The organism is Lactobacillus sp. WILCCON 0058 (assembly GCF_057198005.1).
Genome location: NZ_JBUBHM010000001.1, coordinates 1,342,210 through 1,358,955, shown reverse-complemented (window position 1 = coordinate 1,358,955; position 16,746 = coordinate 1,342,210). Strand labels below are relative to the sequence as shown.

Below are 16,746 nucleotides of genomic sequence, written 5' to 3'. Positions count from 1 at the left end.
GTTGTGGGAAAAGCCCCAATAATTTATGAAAAAGCTGTATCATAAATAAGGATGTTCATTGCTTTGTCTTCTAATAGGCGGGGCAAGGCCAGTGGCCACAGGTTGCTGATCCTGTTACGACGGAAAGGAAAGCAGAAAATGAAGTTATTTGATTTGAATCGCTTGTCACGAAATTACGGCTTTTTGGTAAAAATTGGTACGGCGATTCTTTACTCAGTCATGGTTGCCGTAGCCTTGAACTTCTTCTGGCATCCCGGCCACATCTATTCTTCCGGGATCACAGGTTTCGCGCAGATCGTCAACACCGTGACCAGCCGCTACATGCCATTTACCATCCCAACTGAAGTGATGTACTTTGCCTTGAACGTGCCGCTCTTTATCCTGGCCTGGTTCAAGATCGGCCGCGAGTTCACCGGCTATACCATCTTCGCGGTTGCCATGTCCACGATCATGATGCGCTTTATCCAGCCAACTCATTTGAGCCTGGACCCAATCCTCTGCGCCATCTTCGGGGCAGCTGTCAACGGGATCGGGACGGGTATGGCCTTAAAGAGCGGGATCTCTACGGGTGGCTTGGACATCTTGGGTATCGTTGTCAGGAAGAAAACTGGCATGAACTATGGTAAGTTCAATATCTTGGTCAACTTGATCATCGTTTTGATCGCTGGCTTTCTCTTTGACTGGTCCAGAGCCCTTTATACGGCCTTGAACATTTTTATCAATGGCCGCTTCATCGACTCAGTTTACACTCAGCACAACAAGTTGCAGGTAATGATCGTTACAGAACATCCCAATGACATTATTGAAGGGATTCAAGAAAAAATGCACCGCGGGATCACCATCTTCCATGACGTGGAAGGGGCCTACGGGCACACTGAAAAGACCGTCCTTTTAACCATTATCGACACTTACGACCTCTACGACATCCGGACCACAGTAGAAAAATGTGACCCCTTTGCCTTCATGAGCGTAACCGAAGTGCAGAAAGTTTATGGCAGATTTAGAGAACAAGAAGTTGTTTAGCTATTGAAAAATATTAAAAAGCAAATTATACTTGTGTTATACAGAATAAGTGAGGTGGTGAAATAGATGCCAGATGGAAGGGACAACGGCCGCTATCAACCTAAATATATTGGCTTGGATTTGGCGACTGAGATCGCCACTACTTACGCTAAACAGCACGGACACCACAATGTCAAGCTGCTGATGACCAAGACAAGCCCTGACAAACGGTCAGAGTATTTTTACGTCTTCAGCGTAACTGACAGCATGAGCGAGAACGGCAAGAAGGAATATTTCATTTTAGTTGATCCAGTTTCTGGAGAAGTCTTCAGAGTGGATGAAAGTCCGCTGAGATAAAAGAAAAACGCGCGCTTACGTTTCCTGTAAGCAGCGCGTTTTTTTACGCAAATATTTGATTAATCTTCTTCGTAGCCCAGGTGGTTCATAATCAAAGCCGCGGTTTCTTCGATTGACCGTTCAGCCACGTTGATCACGAAGCAGCCCAGCTTCTTATACAAAGCCATGGCACTGTCCAGTTCGGCATTGATTGAGTCCATGTTAGAGTATGCCGTGTCCGGATCCATCCCGTAGCTGATCATTCTTTGCCGGCGGATGCGGTTGAGCACTTGCGGGTCGTTGGTCAAGCCGATGATCTTCTTCGGGTCGATTTGATAGATTTCCTTTGGAATGTGGGTTTGCGGCACCAGCGGCAAGTTGGCAACTTTCAGCCCCTTGTTAGCCAAAAGCAGGGAAAGGGGAGTCTTGGAAGTCCGGGAGACCCCTAAGAGAACAACGTCAGCTTCCAAAAAGCCCCGCGGGTCCTTGCCGTCGTCGTACATAACCGCGAATTCCATGGCGGAAATCCGGTTGAAGTACTTGTTGGTCAGTTGGTGGTTGGCACCAACCACGCCGCTTGGCTTCATATGGGTCGTCTGGCTGATGGCCTCAATGATCGGGGACAGAATGTCGATGTACTTGGCCTTGTGTTCCCGGGCAAATTTGATGATTGGCAATTGCAGCTTCTCATCAATCATGCTGTAGACAATGACCAGGTTAGGGTATTGCTCAATTTCTTCCAGGGTAGCGGCCAGCTTCTTTTCATTGGTCATGAAAGGATAGCGGCGGTAGTTGACTTCCGCGTCAGGGAATTGAACGGCAGCTGCTTGAGCATTGTTGAAAGCCGTTTCCCCGGCTGAGTCGGAAATAATGATAATGTTGATTTCCATCTTTTCTGTCTTTTCCGTTTGCTTGTTTTCTGCTTTATTTTCAGTCATATAGATCACCTCATCAATTATATTATACCGGATAATGCGCTTTCTGGATCTTTGCCGAAAAAACTTTTCAAAAAATCTGCCCAGGCTATTGACGATTAGTCGATTTTTGCTATAATTTAGATAAATGTTTATGGCAGCAATGCCAAGAAATGGAAGGAGGGATCACACATGGCTAAGACTATCGTTCACGAAAACGAGTCTATTGATGATGCTCTTCGTCGTTTCAAGCGTTCCGTTTCTAGAAGTGGTACTTTGCAAGAATACCGCAAGCGTGAATTCTACGAAAAGCCAAGCGTTCGCAGAAAGTTAAAATCTGAGGCCGCTCGCAAGCGTAGACATTATTAATCGACTGAAGCTCTCGTGAAAACGGGAGCTTTTTTCTTGCTTGATTTTCCGTGTTCTCTTTTGGCCTAAATCGTGTATCATTGGTTTAGAAGAGTATAGTCTGGCGGGGAGAGATGTGCTTGCCCGCTGGTTTGAAAATGAAGGAGTTCTTTTATTGGAAAAGAAGTTTTTGCCCCACAGCAGCGAAAATATCCAGAAGCTGGTGGGCGTCAATGACAGCAATTTGAAGCTGATCGAAGAAGGCTATGAGGTTACTGTTACCGACCTGGGCGGCCAGATCAAGGTCGCTGGTCCAGAAGAGCAGGTAGAGACCGTTTTGCGGGTCTTGAAAGCCTTGGATGGGGTAGCTAGCAACGGGATCAACTTAACCCCGGCGGATGTGGTCAGTGCCATGAAAATGGCTGACCGGGGGACAACTGAATACTTTGGCGACCTCTATAAGCAGATCTTGATCAGAGACGCCAAGGGCCGGCCAGTCCGGGTCAAGAACATGACCCAGAAAAGTTACGTTGAAGCCATCAACAAGAGTGACGTGGTCTTTGGCATTGGACCCGCCGGGACTGGGAAGACCTTCCTGGCTGTCGTCTGCGCGGTTGCTGCCTTTAAGCGGGGGGAAGTTTCCAAGATCATCCTGACCCGGCCAGCAGTTGAAGCTGGGGAATCCCTAGGCTTTTTGCCAGGGGACCTTAAGGAAAAAGTTGACCCTTACCTGCGGCCAATCTATGACTCCCTTTACGCCATCTTAGGGCAGGGACCAACTGACCGCTTAATGGAGCGGGGCGTTATCGAAATCGCTCCTTTGGCTTACATGAGAGGGCGGACCTTGGAAGAAGCCTTTGTCATCTTAGACGAAGCGCAAAACACGACTGATGCCCAAATGAAGATGTTCTTAACCCGGCTGGGTTTTAACTCCAAGATGGTGGTCAATGGTGACATGACCCAGATCGACCTGCCAGGCAAGGCCCACAGCGGTTTGATCACGGCCCGCAATATCCTGCAGGGGATCGACCAGATCAAGTTCGTGGAATTCAGCGCGGCTGACGTTGTCCGGCACCCGGTCGTGGCAAAGATTATCAAGGCATATGAAGAGGAAGGTAAATAATGCAGGGAATTGACGTAAGCTACAGCGATGAAGTCGGCTTTTTGACTAAGGGAGACCGGGACTGGGAAGACTGGATCATGCAGCTGCTCCTCATGGCGAAAAAGGAAATCGGCAAGGACAATGCCCAGGAAATGAGCATCAACTTTGTTGACGAAGACCGGTCGCAAGCCATCAACCGTGATTACCGGGACAAAGACCGGCCAACCGACGTGATCTCTTTTGCCATTGAAGACGGCGACGACGGCCTGGACCTGGCCATGTTCACCCAGGACGCGGACTTCACTGAAGATATCGGCGACCTGTTCATGTGCCCGAGCGTTATCGAGCGCCACAGCAAGGAATATGGCACCGGCTTTGACCGGGAATTTGGCTACACGATCGTGCATGGCTATCTGCACTTGAATGGCTATGACCACATTGAGCCGGATGAAGCCAAGGAAATGTTTGGCATCCAGGGCAAGGTCTTGGAAGAATACGGCCTGCCCCTTTACCCGGACCAATTAGACGAAGGAAGAGGGAAGTAGCATGAACGAGTTAGAGGAAAAGCTTTTCTCACTGGCTAAGGATCATTTGGCTGACGCCTATAGTCCTTATTCGCACTTCCACGTGGCCAGCGCTTTGGCAACGGAATCGGGGGAGATTTTTACCGGGGTCAATATCGAAAATTCTTCTTTTGGCCTGACCAACTGCGCTGAACGGACGGCGATCTTCTCCTGGGTCAACGCTGGCCGGCCGGGCAAGATCAAGTGCCTTTTGATCATCGGCAACACTGACCGGCCGATTTCCCCTTGCGGGGCCTGCCGGCAGGTAATGAGCGAGTTCATGGATCCGGATACGGAAGTAATTCTGACCGACAGTCAGGGTGACTTTGAGCGCTTTACAGTCGAGCAATTGATACCATACCACTTCACAGAAAAGGACATTCAAGATGGGGCAAATAAGTAAACACAAGTCAGGTTTCGTAGCACTGGTCGGCCGGCCAAATGTCGGCAAGTCAACCTTGATGAACCGCTTAATCGGGCAGAAGGTGGCGATTACCTCAGCCAAGCCGCAAACCACTAGAAACAAGATTTCCGGCATCTACACTGAAGATGACATGCAGGTTGTCTTCGTTGACACGCCAGGGATTTTCAAGAGCCATTCCGACCTGGACGAATACATGGACAAGGCCAGCCTGTCTTCTTTAAAGGACGTTGACTTAGTCATGTTCATGGTTGACGCTAAAAAGGCCGGCAAGGGCGAGGAATACGTGGCCAGCCTTTTAAAGGATTTGGATATTCCGGTATTTTTGGTCATCAACAAGATCGACCAAGTACACCCAAATGACCTTTTGCCAATCATCGACTCCTACCAGGCCGTGGGCAAGTTCGCGGAATTTTTGCCAATTTCCGCCCGGCAGGGCAACGGGGTCGACGACTTGCTCAAAACCTTGAAGGACTACCTGCCAGAAGGGCCGCAATACTACGCTTCAGATGAAGTGACTGACCGGCCGGAATACTTCGTAGTGGCCGAAATGATCAGAGAGCAGATTCTCCGTTTGACTGACCAGGAAGTTCCCCACTCAACTGCCGTTTGGGTCGACCAGATGAACCAGCGGATCAATGGCAAATTGCAGATTGACGCGACGATTTTTGTGGAAAAAGACGGGCAAAAGCGGATCATCATCGGCCAAAGAGGGGCCATGATCAAGCAGATTGGGATGCGGTCCAGAAAAGAAATCGAAAACTTGTTGGGCGAGAAGGTCAATTTGAAGCTTTGGGTCAAGGTGCGGCGCAACTGGCGGCAGGATCCGGCCTTCCTCAAGTCCATCGGCTATGACAAGAAGGAACTTTAATGGCCGCTGACCTGCTCGACGTTCACGGCCTGCTGTTTAAAAGGCAGCAGTATAAAGAAGCTGACCTCTTGGCCAAGCTTTGGACCAAGGAACTGGGAATCGTCACGGTCATCGCCAAAGGCGGAATGCGGCCCAAGTCCCAGCTGGCCGCGGCTGTCTTGCCTTTTACGGAAGGGACTTTCGGGATCTTGACCCGCTACAAGGGGATCAGCCAGCTGCGGACTTATAAGAAGCTCAGCCAGCATGATGAGCTTTTTACCGATTTGGACAAGAATGCCTACCTGTCCTATCTTTTTGACTTGGCTGACCATGCCTTCAGTGAGTACCAAAAATTAGGCGGCTACTATGACTTATTGCTGGTGGCTTTTGACCGGATCGTGGCTGGCCAGGATCCGGAAATCATTTGCCAGATCGTTCAGCTGCAGCTTCTGCAAGCCTTCGGGGTAGCTCCTCAGCTAGGGGCCTGCGTTATCTGCGGCAAGGAAAAAGGAATTTTTGACTATTCTATTGCCGCCGGAGGTGTGGTCTGCAGCGACCATTTCCGCTCTGTCAGCCGCCTGCACCTGTCGGCAAAGGCCACGGCCTTGCTCAGAACCTTGGGCCTTTTGCCAATCACCCGTTTAGGCAACATCCAGATCAGCGAAGATTTGAAAAAGGAAAGCCGGCGGGCTATAGCCCAAATATACCAGGCAACCGTTGATTTGAACCTGCCCAGCCTTCGCTTTTTAAATGAGGTCCGGGGCAGCTGATTTTCCTAAAAAAACATGAAAAGAAAAGGAATTTGTGGTAAAATAGCCTGTATATTGGTAATGATGAGGAAATAGAAAAGTACCGCGGCAGCGAGTATCGGTTGGTGGAAGGATACAGCGGGAAAAGGCCCCTCTAGCCAAGCTAATTAAGAGCAGGAGGCAAATAGGCTTCCTGAATTAGGGTGGAACCGCGAATACTTTTTTCGTCCCTATGCAAAAGTGAAATTGCATAGGCTTTTTTTATGGCCTTGCATAGGAGGTAACTATGGCACAAAAATTAGATATTCAGACCATGATCTTCAAGCTTGAACAGTTCTGGGCTTCAAAAGGCTGCATGATCATGCCGTCATATGATGAAAACAAGGGTGCGGGGACGATGAGCCCTTACACCTTCTTGCGGGCAGTCGGGCCAGAACCTTGGAAGGCCTGCTACGTTGAACCTTCCCGCCGGCCTGCTGACGGACGTTACGGGGACAACCCGAACCGGCTCTTCCAGCACCACCAGTTCCAAGTCGTTTTAAAGCCGGCTCCGCTGGAAATCCAGCAATACTACCTGGATTCATTGAAGGTTCTGGGCATTGAACCTTTGGAACACGACATCCGTTTCGTTGAAGACAACTGGGAAAACCCATCCATGGGCTGTGCCGGTGTCGGTTGGGAAGTCTGGCTGGACGGGATGGAAGTTTCCCAATTTACTTACTTCCAAACTGTCGGCGAACTGGACGTTAAGCCTACCATGGGTGAAATCACCTACGGGGTTGAACGTCTGGCTTCCTACATCCAGGACGTCAACTCAGTCTTTGACCTGGAATGGGGCGACGGCGTCCTTTACCGGGACATCTTCAAGGAACCTGAATACGAACACTCCAAGTACGCTTTTGAAGAAAGCGACCAGAAGCAATTGCTGGAATTCTTCGACACTTACGAAAGAATTGCCAAGCGCCTTTTGGGCCAAAACCTGGTTCACCCGGCTTACGACTACATCTTGAAGTGTTCCCACACCTTCAACCTGCTGGACGCCCGCGGGGCAGTTTCAGTAACTGAACGGGCAGGCTACCTGCACCGGATCCGCAACATGGCTCACGAAGTAGCGGTTAAGTTTGTGGAAGAACGTGAAAAGCGCGGCTTCCCATTGTTGAAGAGTGCACAAGCAAAGGCGGAGGCAAGCAATGACTAAAGACTTTTTATTTGAAATCGGCGTTGAAGAAATGCCAGCCCACGTGGTCAGCAAATCAGTCAAGCAGCTGGCTGACAGAACTGGCAAGTTCTTGAAGGAAAACGGCCTGGGCTTTAAGGAAATTCAAACCTACTCAACTCCCCGCCGCCTGACTGTCCTGGTCAAGGACCTGGATGAAAAGCAGGCTGACGTGGATGAAGTTAAGAAGGGGCCGGCCAAGAAGATCGCCCAAGACGCTGACGGCAACTGGACCAAGGCCGCTATCGGCTTTGCCCGCGGCCAGGGGATGAGCGCCGACGATATTTACTTTGAAGAACTCAAGGGCGTTGAATATGCCTACGTGCACGTGCAAAAGGCCGGCAAGGAAGCCAAGGAAATCCTTTTGGGCCTGGACGAAGTAATCAAGGCCATGACTTTCCCGACCAAGATGCGCTGGGACTCCCAGGACTTTGAATTTGTTCGCCCGATCCACTGGCTGGTCGCTCTTTACGGCAGCGAAGTAGTGCCAGTTCAGTTCCTGGACATCACTGCTGGCCGCAAGACTGCCGGTCACCGCTTCCTGGGCGACAGCGTGGTTTTGGCCAACGCTGACGACTACGTGGAAGCTCTCCGGGACCAATATGTCATCGTTGACGCTAACGAACGCAAGGACATGATCGTTTCCCAGATCAACGACCTGGTAAACAGCCACAACTGGCAGATCAAGCTGGACGCCAGCCTTTTGGAAGAAGTCAACAACCTGGTTGAATACCCGACTGTTTTTGCCGGCTCATTTGACCAAAAGTACCTGGAAATCCCGGATGAAGTCTTGATCACTTCCATGAAGGACAACCAGCGCTACTTTGAAGTCTATGATCAAGAAGGCAAGCTGATCAACCACTTCATCTCAGTCAGAAACGGGAACAAGGACCACCTGGAAAACGTGATTTCAGGTAATGAAAAGGTCCTGGTTGCTCGCCTTGACGACGCGGTATTCTTCTACGATGAAGACCGCAAGTACCCGCTCAGCCACTTCGTTGACCGGATGGACAGCGTTTCCTTCCACGACAAGATAGGTTCTATGGCGGAAAAGATGACCAGGGTCCGGATCATCGGCGACTACCTGGCTAAGCGTTTCGGCTTGTCAAGTGAAGAAGTGGTTGACTTTGACCGGGTAAGCGGCTTGTACAAGTTTGACCTGGTAACCCAAATGGTTGGCGAATTCGCTGAACTGCAAGGGGTTATGGGGATGCACTATGCCCGTCTGGCTGGCGAAAACGAAAACGTTTCTGTCGCTATTAAGGAACACTACATGCCAACCACGGCGGAAGGCGAGTTGCCAAAGACCAAGGTCGGCGCCCTTTTGTCAGTTGCTGACAAGCTGGATACCATCATCGCCTTCTTTGGTGCCGGGATGATTCCTTCATCATCAAACGACCCATACGCTTTGCGCCGTTACGCTTACGGGATTGTCCGGATTCTCTTGAACGAAAACTGGTCCCTGCCATTTGACCAGGTTATTCCGGAAATCGTTGAACTCTTGTCAGGCAAGACCCCGGCCAAGCTGCCGCAAGGGGCTGAAGCAGACAAGCAATTGGCTGACTTCATCCGTGACCGGATCAAGCAGTTCTTGCAAAAGAACAACTACCAATACGACGTTATCGACGCCGTTCTGGCCTCAAGCGAACAAGACCCAAGCCAGATCCTGGCCGCAGCCAAGGTTTTGCAGCAGCACCACGACGACGAAGCCTTCAAGCCAGTCGTTGAAAGTCTGACTAGAATCGCCAACATCTTGAAGAAGGCTAAGTTCACTGACGCCAAGGCAGTTGACCCGAGCTTATTTGAAGACAGAAGCGAACAAGACCTTTATAATGGAGTTGAAGCTTTGGCCAATGTCAAGGACCATGCGGAACTTTATGAAGCCTTCGTTGCCTTGCAAGGGGTAATCGACCGCTACTTCGACGTCAATATGATCATGGCTAAGGACGAAGCAGTCAAGAACAACCGCTTGAGCCAGTTGGCAGCTGTCAATGACCTGGCCAAGCGCTTGGGCGACTTGAGCAAGTTGGTTATCAAGTAAATTTTTGAATAAAGGGTGAGGCAAATTGGCTGGAAGAATTTCGGAAGATTTTATCAATGAAGTTCGGGGCAGCGTAAACATTGTTGACGTGATCAGCCAGTATGTATCACTGGAGAAGAGAGGCAAAGACTATGTAGGTCTTTGCCCTTTTCATCAAGAAAAGACCCCTTCTTTCAGCGTCAACCCGGACAAGCAGTTCTTCTACTGCTTTGGCTGTCACAAGGGCGGTAATGTCTACAAGTTCATCATGGAAAAGGAGGAAGTCACTTTTCCAGAAAGCGTTGAAAGAGTAGCGGAATTCGCCAATATCCCCATGCCCCAGGAATACCAAGACCAGCCGGTCAAGCTGAACCCCTTGATGCAGATGCATAAGGACGCGGCGGACTTTTACCAACAGGTTCTGCTGACCACAAAGATTGGGGAAAGGGGCCTGGAATATGCCAGACAGCGGGGTCTGGACGATGACCTGCTCAAGCACTTCAAGATCGGCTATGCCCCAGGCAAGTCGGACCTGCTTTTGACTTACTTAAGAGGCGAAGGCTATACGGAGGACCAGCTGGAAGAAAGCGGCCTCTTTGTCAAGAGCCAGGACGGCCGCCTTTTTGACCGCTTCAGAGACCGCTTGATGTTTCCAATGAGCGATGAAAGCGGCCACCCAGTAGCTTTTTCAGGCAGAAGAATCAGCGATGACCCGGAAGAGCCCAAGTACTTGAACAGTCCGGAAACCAGCATCTTCAACAAATCCGACCTCCTTTTCCACTTCTCTGAAGCCAAGAAGCATGCCAGAAAAGAAGGACACCTGGTCTTGTTTGAAGGGCATATGGACGTGATTTCCGCCTACAAGGCCGGGATCAAGACAGGGATTGCCTCCATGGGGACCAGTTTGACCCAGCAGCAGGTCTACATGATCCGCCGGATCACCAAGCAAGTCGTCATCAACTACGACGGCGACGATCCGGGCCAGCACGCTACTGAGCGGGCAGTGGGCCTCTTCAAGCAAGCTGGCAACTTTGACCTGGGGATCGTGATCTTGCCAGACAAGCTTGACCCGGATGAATACGTCAAGCAGTACGGAGCTGACAGCTACCAGGCCGCAATCAAAGGTGCCATTTCAACCACCGACTTTTTCCTGCAGCGCTTGAAGAAGAAGTACAACTTAAACAACGAGCGCGAACAGGTGGCATATTTAAGCGAGGCAGTCGCCGAGATCGCTGCCCTGCCCAATCCGGTTGAACAAGACTTGTATGTCAGCCGCTTAGCTAAGGAAACCGGCGTTTCGCTGGATGCTTTGAAGGTTAACCTGTCAAGGGCCCGCCGCAAGCAGCGCCGGGTTGTCCAGCACACAAATAACGAAGTCCTGCCAGAGCCAGCCCCCTTGGCGCCAGCAGAAGCTCCCCAGCCGGTTACCCGGGCGTTAAAAGCACAGCAGCGCCTGCTTTATGCCTACATCTATTCTGATGAGGCCCGCGACTACTTGCTTATCAATGGCTTTGTTTTTCCCAACCCGGAATACGAGCGCCTGGCCAAACTTTGGCTCAATTACATTGAAACTCATGAAAATGTTTCATTAAGCGGCTTTTTAGATTTTATTCCTGAAGAACTTCAGAGTATAATTGTTAGTACTGACATGACCGAGCTGCCGGGAGAAATTACCCTGGAAGAGCTCGAAGCGCAGGTACGGGTACTCAACCTGTGCAAGATAGATGATGAGATCGACCGCCACATGCAGGCGATTGCAGACGCGCGTCGGCGAAACGACCAAACGGAAATTTTGCTGGAAACACAGGCAATTTTGCAGCTAAGACAGCTGAAGCTGCAAGAAGAGGAGGCAGTTAGTGACAAAAGAAAAGCAAGCCAAGGCTAATGAAATGTCCCTGGAAAAGGCGGTTAAGCTGGTTGTTGAAGGAGTAAAGGCCAGCCACCAGATCACGGAAGCTGCTTTCACCGATCGCTTGATCAAGCCTTATAAGCTGGAAGGCAAGGCAGTCGATCAGCTGGTCCAGGAATTTGAAGATAATGGGATCAGCATCGTTGATGAGGCCGGCAAGCCTTCCAAGCTGGCCCTAACCAAGCAGAAAAATGTTGAAAAGGCTGAACTGAACAATATGGTGGCCCCGACCGGGATGAAGATGAATGACCCGGTCAGAATGTACTTAAAGGAAATCGGCCGGGTGAACCTTCTGACCAGTGAGGAAGAGGTGGCCCTGGCCAAGCGGATTGAAGCCGGCGATGAGGAAGCCAAGCAGGAACTTGCCGAAGCCAACCTGCGTTTGGTGGTCTCGATTGCCAAGCGCTATGTCGGCCGGGGGATGAACTTTTTGGACTTGATCCAGGAAGGGAATATGGGCCTCATGAAGGCGGTCGACAAGTTCGACTACCGGCTGGGCTACAAGTTCTCAACTTACGCGACCTGGTGGATCCGGCAGGCCATCACCCGGGCGATTGCAGACCAGGCGCGGACGATCAGAATCCCGGTCCACATGGTGGAAACAATCAATAAACTGATCCGGATCCAGCGCCAGCTGCTCCAGGATCTGGGCAGAGACCCGGAACCGGAAGAAATCGGGGCAGAAATGGACCTGCCGGTCAAGAAGGTCAGAGAGATCTTGAAGATTTCCCAGGAACCGGTTTCTTTAGAGACACCAATTGGGGAAGAAGACGACTCCCACTTGGGCGACTTTATCGAAGACAAGGACGCGATGAGTCCTGAACAGCACGCGGCCAACGAGATGCTGAAAGAGCAGCTGGCTGAAGTTTTGGACACCTTGAGCGACCGGGAAGAAGAAGTCCTGCGCCTGCGCTTTGGTTTGGACGATGGCAAGACCAGGACTTTGGAAGAAGTCGGCCAGCATTTTGAAGTGACCCGGGAACGGATCCGGCAAATTGAGGCCAAGGCTCTCAGAAAGCTCCGCCACCCGAGCCGGAGCAGCCAATTGCGGGATTTCTTAGATTAATGTGCAGCAAGATGCTGCTGTGATAGAGTGAAGGCAATCAAATGACAGACAAAGCAAAGCAGACAGGAAAGGCAAACCAGGTATCCCTGGCTGATGCCGTTAAGTTAGTTGTTAAGGATGTCAAGAAGAGCAAGCAAATTTCTGAAAAGGAATTTACCGACCGCTTGCTGAAGCCTTACCAAATCGAAGGCCGGGCGGTCGATCAGCTGGTGCAGGAATTTGAAGACAACGGGATCAGCATTGTCGATGACAAGGGCGAACCGTCCAAATTGGCCCTGGCCAAGCAGAAAAATGTTGAAAAGGCGGAGCTTGAGCACTTGTCAGCTCCAGGCAGCCGGATGAATGACCCGGTCCGCCAGTACTTAAAGCGGATTGGCCGCGTCAGCCTGCTCAGCGGGGATGAAGAAGTCCAGCTGGCCAAGCGAATTGAGGCTGGCGATCAGGAAGCCAAGGATGAACTGACCAATGCCAACCTGCGTTTGGTGGTTTCCATCGCCAAGCGCTATGTTGGCCGGGGGATGAGCTTTTTGGACTTGATCCAGGAAGGGAATATGGGCCTGATGAAGGCGGTCGACAAGTTCGACTACCGGCTGGGCTTCAAGTTCTCGACCTATGCGACCTGGTGGATCCGGCAGGCCATTACCCGGGCGATTGCTGACCAGGCGCGGACGATCAGAATTCCGGTGCACATGGTGGAAACCATCAATAAGTTGATCCGGATCCAGCGCCAGCTTCTCCAGGACTTGGGCAGAGACCCGGAACCGGAAGAAATTGCTGCGGAAATGGATTTGCCGGTCAAGAAGGTCCGGGAAATCCTCAAGGTGGCGCAAGAGCCAGTTTCGCTTGAGACGCCGATTGGGGAAGAAGACGACTCCCACTTAGGCGACTTTATTGAAGACAAGGACGCGACCAGTCCAGAGCAGCATGCGGCAAGTGAATTGCTGAAAGACCAGCTGGCTGAAGTACTTGACACTTTGACTGACAGGGAGGAGAATGTATTGCGTCTGCGTTTTGGTCTGGACGACGGCAATCCCCGGACTTTGGAAGAAGTCGGCCGGGTCTTTGGGGTGACCCGGGAGCGGATCCGGCAGATCGAGGCCAAGGCCTTGCGCAAGCTGCGGCATCCTAGCCGGAGCAACCAGTTGCGTGACTTTTTAGAGTAGTAAATTTTTAGCAGAATAAGAACAGGGCGGATTGAATGGCAAAAGAAAATGCTTCTAACGTAAATGATTTTCCACTGGAAAAAGCAGTTAAAATGGTGATTACCGGTTTAAAGAAGACCAAGCAGATCAGCGAAAATGATCTGAAAGCACGGCTCTTGGTGCCGTATGGTCTGAACGATGCCGAAACTGCCAAGCTGGTAGAAGAGTTTGCGGACAATGGGATTAGTATCGTTGATGACCAGGGTGAACCGTCTGCTCTGGCCCTCAAGGCTGAAGAAGAAGCTGAAAAGAAAGAACAAAAAGAACTGGTCGCTTCCAGCGACAATGACCGGGTTTATGACTCGGTCCGGATGTATTTGAAGGAAATCGGCAAGGTTCCGCTATTAAGCCGGTATGAAGAAGTAGAAGTAGCCAAGCGGATTGAAAACGGTGACGAATCAGCCAAGGATGAACTGGCCGCCGCCAACCTCCGTCTGGTGGTCTCCATCGCCAAGCGCTATGCCAAGCACAACGGGAAGATGGGGATCCTGGACTTGATCCAGGAAGGCAATATCGGCTTGATGAAGGCAGTCGACAAGTTCGACTACTCCAAGGGCTTTAAGTTTTCAACTTATGCAACTTGGTGGATCCGGCAGGCCATTACCCGGGCTTTGGCTGACCAGGACCGGATGATCAGAATTCCGGTCCACGTGGTGGAAAGCATCAACAAGATGAACCGGATCCAGCGGACCCTGCAGCAGGATTTGGACCGGGATGCCAAACCGGAAGAACTGGCCGCGGAAATGAATGAGCCTTTGCAAAAGGTGCAGGAAATCATCACGGTGGCCAAGAACCAGGAAACCGACTCTTTGGACAAGCCAGTCGGTGAAGAAGGGGATTCACAGTTAGGGGATCTTTTAGAAGATAATAAAGCGATCAACCCGGAAGAATATACCGCTTTTGAAATGCTGAAGGATCAACTGTCCGGCATGATGGGTGAATTCTTGACTGACCGGGAAGCTAAGGTTTTGAAATTGCGCTTTGGCCTGGAAAATGACGAACCGCATACCTTGGAAGAAGTTGGCCGCAGCCTGGGCGTTACCCGGGAACGGGTCCGGCAGATTGAAGCCAAGGCCGTCAAGAAGCTGAAGCACCACTCAGACCTGCTTCAGGACTACTTCTCAGCAGAATAATATATTTGACTAAGAACATGTTTCCAGTTATTGGAAGCATGTTTTTTTGCTTCGTATTCCAGGCCCGAATAGATAGAAATTAAATGCGAATTGTTGCCTGGCGGCGAGTTTGCTAAATTAAAAGCAAGCTATTAAGATTTTTAGGAGGTAGAAAAATGCCAACAGGCGCGATTGTCGATGCCTTGTCCGTTTTGATTGGCGGACTTTTGGGCGCATTTGGTGGCCACTTGTTAAGTGACGAATTTAAACGGGATTTGAACTTGATCTTCGGGATCTGTTCGATGGGTATGGGGGTCATGGCAATTGCCCCGATGAAGAACATGCCCGCGGTAATTTTTGCCTTGATTTTGGGGACAGTGATTGGCCTCGCTTGTCACTTGGGCCAGCTCTTCAACAAGGGGGCCATGCTCATGCAGGCTCCGATCAGCAAGCACTTTCCAGCTGAAAAGCTGGGTTTGACTCATGATGAGTTCGTCAATCAACTGGTTACCAGCATTGTTCTCTTTTGTGCCAGCGGGACTGGGATCTATGGGAGCCTGACGGCAGGGATGACGGGTGACAACTCGATTCTGTTCTCTAAAGCGATTCTCGATCTCTTTACGGCGGCTATCTTCGCCTGCAATTTGGGCTATGTGGTCAGCCTGGTCGCGATTCCGCAATTCTTGGTTTTGTTCTTGCTTTTCGTTTTGGCCCAATTCATTCTGCCTTTAACCAACAACACGATGATTATTGACTTCAAGGCCTGCGGGGGCTTTTTGATGCTGGCAACCGGTTTTAGAATGGCCAAATTGAAAAACTTCCCGATTGCTGACATGATACCGGCCATGATTCTGGTAATGCCATTCTCCTGGTTCTGGGTCAACGTAGTCTTAAAAGCCCTGGGGGCGTAAATATGATAGAAAATGGACGGTTTTTCCGTCTGTTTTTTGTTTTTGACAGAAAAGTTGAAAAGGCAGATAATCTTTCATAAAGCAAAACAGTGAACAGAATGGAGAACAGCGTGTTAGACAAAATCCAAGCTTTCGTTGCCCTGGCCGGCAGTTTGAGCTTTTCGCAGACAGCTGATGAATTGTATACCAGCCAAAGTACGGTTTCCAAGCATATCGCGGCTCTGGAGAAAGAGATCGGGATGAAGCTGTTTGAAAGAAGCAGCCGCCGGGTCCGCTTAACCAAAGAAGGCGAGTACCTGCTCCCCTATGCCCAGCGCCTTTTAGCGGACAGCCGGCAGTTTGACCAGGCAGTAGCTGATTGCCGGCAAGAGCGGACTATGACCCTGGACCTGTACGCGATCCCTACCATGACCAATTATGATTTCTTCAAAGCCGTAACAGCCTTTATGGGCCGGCATCCAGAGCTTGACCTGCTTTTTCATGAAGGTGAGTCTCAAGACTTGGCCCAAAAGCTCCGCCGGCCCCAGGACCTGCTTTTTTTGCGCAAGTGGGATGAAAAACTGGATCCGCGTTATGACTATCTCTTTTTTGAAGACGATGAACTGGCCCTCTTTGTTTCAAGCAAGTCCCCCCTGGCTCAAAAGCAGCGGGTAAAATTGTCAGATCTGGCTGGAGCCCGTTTTTTGACTTTAGGTGAACGGACCTATTTTGAAGAGAAAATTGTCGCTGCCTGCCAAAAAGCTGGTTATGAGCCGAATTTCGTCTACCAGGGTGAGCGGATTGAGGCTATTTTGGAAATGGTCCGCCAGCAGCTCGGGATTGCCCTTTTGATGAAAAAGTCTGTTTCTGCCAGCCAGCTTGCTGGTCTCAAGTGCCTGGATTTGACAGAAAAGATCGAAAGCCAGCTCTGCTTGGTCCGGCTGAAGGGGCGGCACAACCAAGCCCAGGAGCTTTTTTGGCAAGAAATGAAGAATTCCAGTTTGGAATAGATCGCTAGCGACTTAGAATTGCAAGTCCGGCTCCCG

Annotated in this window: 17 protein-coding genes; 16 read left to right on the top strand and 1 reads right to left on the bottom strand. The window is 50.6% G+C overall.

The annotated features are described in order from the left end of the window. The first annotated feature begins 138 nt into the window (after positions 1-138). Entirely contained in the window at positions 139-1,023 is an 885-nt protein-coding gene (locus tag ACYVUU_RS06345) for a YitT family protein (protein WP_439775545.1), read from the top strand. Positions 1,024-1,089: 66 nt separating this feature from the next. Beyond that, positions 1,090-1,359: a PepSY domain-containing protein gene (locus tag ACYVUU_RS06340; protein WP_439775546.1), complete on the top strand. Its 270-nt coding sequence runs from the start codon at positions 1,090-1,092 to the stop codon at positions 1,357-1,359. A 59-nt stretch (positions 1,360-1,418) separates the two neighbouring features. On the opposite strand, the gene ACYVUU_RS06335 is transcribed toward ACYVUU_RS06340, so the two are convergent. Continuing rightward, entirely contained in the window at positions 1,419-2,276 is an 858-nt protein-coding gene (locus tag ACYVUU_RS06335) for a pyruvate, water dikinase regulatory protein (protein WP_439775547.1), read from the bottom strand. A 168-nt stretch (positions 2,277-2,444) separates the two neighbouring features. On the opposite strand from ACYVUU_RS06335, the gene rpsU reads away from it, so the two are divergent. From rpsU to ACYVUU_RS06265, 14 genes are all read left to right on the top strand, one after another. After that, the gene (gene rpsU / locus ACYVUU_RS06330; protein ID WP_002880182.1) at positions 2,445-2,621 is read left to right on the top strand and encodes a 30S ribosomal protein S21; all 177 of its coding nucleotides are present in this window, start codon (positions 2,445-2,447) and stop codon (positions 2,619-2,621) included. Between the two features lie 154 nt (positions 2,622-2,775). Continuing rightward, positions 2,776-3,723: a PhoH family protein gene (locus ACYVUU_RS06325; protein ID WP_296226704.1), complete on the top strand. Its 948-nt coding sequence runs from the start codon at positions 2,776-2,778 to the stop codon at positions 3,721-3,723. Then, the gene (gene ybeY / locus ACYVUU_RS06320) at positions 3,723-4,247 is read left to right on the top strand and encodes an rRNA maturation RNase YbeY (protein WP_484500357.1); all 525 of its coding nucleotides are present in this window, start codon (positions 3,723-3,725) and stop codon (positions 4,245-4,247) included. The genes ACYVUU_RS06325 and ybeY overlap by 1 nt, the downstream gene beginning before the upstream one ends. A 1-nt stretch (position 4,248) precedes the next feature. Beyond that, entirely contained in the window at positions 4,249-4,668 is a 420-nt protein-coding gene (gene cdd, locus ACYVUU_RS06315; RefSeq protein WP_484499026.1) for a cytidine deaminase, read from the top strand. Then, complete coding sequence (era, locus tag ACYVUU_RS06310) at positions 4,652-5,557, top strand: GTPase Era (protein WP_484500356.1); 906 nt, start codon at positions 4,652-4,654, stop codon at positions 5,555-5,557. Before cdd ends, era begins: the two co-directional genes overlap by 17 nt. After that, the gene (gene recO, locus ACYVUU_RS06305) at positions 5,557-6,306 is read left to right on the top strand and encodes a DNA repair protein RecO (RefSeq protein WP_484500355.1); all 750 of its coding nucleotides are present in this window, start codon (positions 5,557-5,559) and stop codon (positions 6,304-6,306) included. The genes era and recO overlap by 1 nt, the downstream gene beginning before the upstream one ends. Positions 6,307-6,571: 265 nt before the next feature. Then, positions 6,572-7,483: a glycine--tRNA ligase subunit alpha gene (glyQ, locus tag ACYVUU_RS06300; RefSeq protein ID WP_003618715.1), complete on the top strand. Its 912-nt coding sequence runs from the start codon at positions 6,572-6,574 to the stop codon at positions 7,481-7,483. After that, positions 7,476-9,542 carry a glycine--tRNA ligase subunit beta gene (glyS, locus tag ACYVUU_RS06295; RefSeq protein WP_484500354.1) on the top strand — a complete coding sequence of 689 codons (2,067 nt, stop codon included), beginning with the start codon at positions 7,476-7,478 and terminating at the stop codon, positions 9,540-9,542. Before glyQ ends, glyS begins: the two co-directional genes overlap by 8 nt. A gap of 25 nt (positions 9,543-9,567) precedes the next feature. Continuing rightward, positions 9,568-11,406, top strand: a complete 1,839-nt coding sequence (gene dnaG, locus ACYVUU_RS06290; protein WP_484500353.1) for a DNA primase — start codon at positions 9,568-9,570, stop codon at positions 11,404-11,406. A 4-nt stretch (positions 11,407-11,410) separates the two neighbouring features. Continuing rightward, positions 11,411-12,496: an RNA polymerase sigma factor RpoD gene (gene rpoD, locus ACYVUU_RS06285; protein WP_484500895.1), complete on the top strand. Its 1,086-nt coding sequence runs from the start codon at positions 11,411-11,413 to the stop codon at positions 12,494-12,496. A 41-nt stretch (positions 12,497-12,537) separates the two neighbouring features. Next, positions 12,538-13,659 carry an RNA polymerase sigma factor RpoD gene (gene rpoD / locus ACYVUU_RS06280; RefSeq protein ID WP_484500352.1) on the top strand — a complete coding sequence of 374 codons (1,122 nt, stop codon included), beginning with the start codon at positions 12,538-12,540 and terminating at the stop codon, positions 13,657-13,659. Positions 13,660-13,694: 35 nt separating this feature from the next. Further along, entirely contained in the window at positions 13,695-14,831 is a 1,137-nt protein-coding gene (locus ACYVUU_RS06275) for a sigma-70 family RNA polymerase sigma factor (protein WP_484500351.1), read from the top strand. 155 nt (positions 14,832-14,986) lie between these two features. Beyond that, positions 14,987-15,721, top strand: coding sequence for a DUF554 domain-containing protein (locus ACYVUU_RS06270; RefSeq protein ID WP_484499027.1), 735 nt, complete (start codon positions 14,987-14,989; stop codon positions 15,719-15,721). Between the two features lie 110 nt (positions 15,722-15,831). After that, a complete protein-coding gene (locus ACYVUU_RS06265; protein WP_484500349.1) occupies positions 15,832-16,710 on the top strand; it encodes a LysR family transcriptional regulator in 879 nt (292 codons plus the stop codon). Positions 16,711-16,746 lie beyond the last annotated feature (36 nt).